The organism is Mixta theicola (assembly GCF_002895925.1).
Classification (GTDB): Bacteria; Pseudomonadota; Gammaproteobacteria; order Enterobacterales; family Enterobacteriaceae; genus Mixta; species Mixta theicola.
In genome coordinates this window covers 1-1,511 of the sequence record NZ_NWUO01000041.1, presented here as the reverse complement: position 1 = coordinate 1,511, position 1,511 = coordinate 1, and the positions used below count along the sequence as shown (strand labels likewise).

Annotated in this window: 3 protein-coding genes; all 3 read right to left on the bottom strand. The window is 46.7% G+C overall.

Annotation, left to right across the window (positions count from 1 at the left end; translation table 11 throughout):
- Window positions 1-302 (bottom strand): peptidoglycan-binding domain-containing protein (locus COO59_RS20440; RefSeq protein WP_133158630.1); only part of this gene is annotated, 302 nt, incomplete at its 3' end.
- 227 nt (window positions 303-529) lie between these two features.
- Entirely contained in the window at window positions 530-967 is a 438-nt protein-coding gene (locus COO59_RS20435; RefSeq protein WP_103061463.1) for a lysozyme inhibitor LprI family protein, read from the bottom strand.
- Window positions 964-1,470, bottom strand: a complete 507-nt coding sequence (locus tag COO59_RS20430; protein ID WP_133158629.1) for a lysozyme family protein — start codon at window positions 1,468-1,470, stop codon at window positions 964-966. Before COO59_RS20430 ends, COO59_RS20435 begins: the two co-directional genes overlap by 4 nt.
- Window positions 1,471-1,511 lie beyond the last annotated feature (41 nt).

Below are 1,511 nucleotides of genomic sequence, written 5' to 3'. Positions count from 1 at the left end.
TGCGGCCGGTTATAGGGCGACATCGCTTTTAACGCAGCCATAAAGTAAACGGAAAGAGGCGTAACCAGGCCGGAAGGAGAAAGGTTAAGCAGGCGCTGATACCAGCGTATCGCTTCCAGCGTCTGATGGCCGCAAATACCATCAATAGCCAGCCTGCGTCCGGTAGCGAGCGTATAGCCCGCGTTCATTACCATACGCTGCAGTTTTTTCACTTCACCGGCCTGATTGGTGCCGCAGGTCCCCACCGAAGTGAACAGGCGATTGGGATGCAGCACCAGGGGCTCATGATATTTTCTGCTCATTGGAAGCCTTTTCCATGCCGTCCGCTGCCGATAAGTAACGACGAACAAAACGAAGCAAAAAGGCGTTATCGCAGAGAGAGAAAACAGAGAACGTGACGGAAGAAAAAAAGCGGTGGTTTTGAGCCAGGTCTTATAAAGATTATCTTTGGCGCAAAGTGAACAGATGAAGTTATGGCGCGGGCGCAGGTCATAACTTTAAGTTATAGCGAAAAAATGAAAGGTAAATACTATTTATCATCTAACTCAGGATGATAAAGCATATCGATTTCATCGATTCGACGTTGATTCATATTAAGATGGCAGCGCGCCTGCGCCTCAGCGTAAGCATGTGTATTTTCTTCAGGCGCGGCAATGGTTACGCAATAACTATTTCGGTAATCCAGCCATAGCCGCTGACTATTGACGAAATTATCGGCCATGCGCATTTTTTGTTCTTTTCTGCCCAACCACCAGCGCATTTCATCAGCTGTTTTTATTGCCTGAAGTTTTTGAATGTAAGCCTGGTTTAAAACCTCATCTGATTTTTCCGTTACCTCTGTAATGCATTCAAGGCTTTCTTCATCCATTTGAAAACAGGGGGTTAGCGCGTTTCCATCTAACATACTTGAACAGTAAGCACTGGATATAAGTAACAGCTGGAAAATTAAAAAGCTTAATTTCTTCATTTTAAGTATTCTACTCTGGCCCGGTTTCTTGCATCCATTTGATAATAGTTATTGTCTTTAAGATGCTGAATTATTTTTTCTCGGTTACTACCCTGCGCAATTAATTTAGCCATAGCGCCTGCATTTTTATTTCCTTGATAAATTGTATCAACAAATATGTCCTTTATTTTGCCATCTATCAATTCCCAGGATAAGCGCTGCGTGATGTCTGCAGAATGCCTGAGATAAATGCCCCTGGCATAATTAATTTTCGTATGCCAGGCGATCTCAAACAGTTGAATCTGCTGCCGATGGGTAATCTCACCAACCATGGGACCAAACACTGTGACAAACTGCTGCGCCGCCCTGCCGCTCAGGCCCGTCGCGCGGGAACAGATCACCGCCTTATGCTCTTCCAGGCCAGCCTGACGCAAAATGCTGTAAATTTCACCCGCGCTGCGCAGTTTCATATCAAAGCCGCGTCCTAACGTGACGCCGGAAAAGCCACCCGGCCAGTGCAGCACGCGTGAAAACCAGGGCGTTGGCACGGCGCGAAAAGGCACCG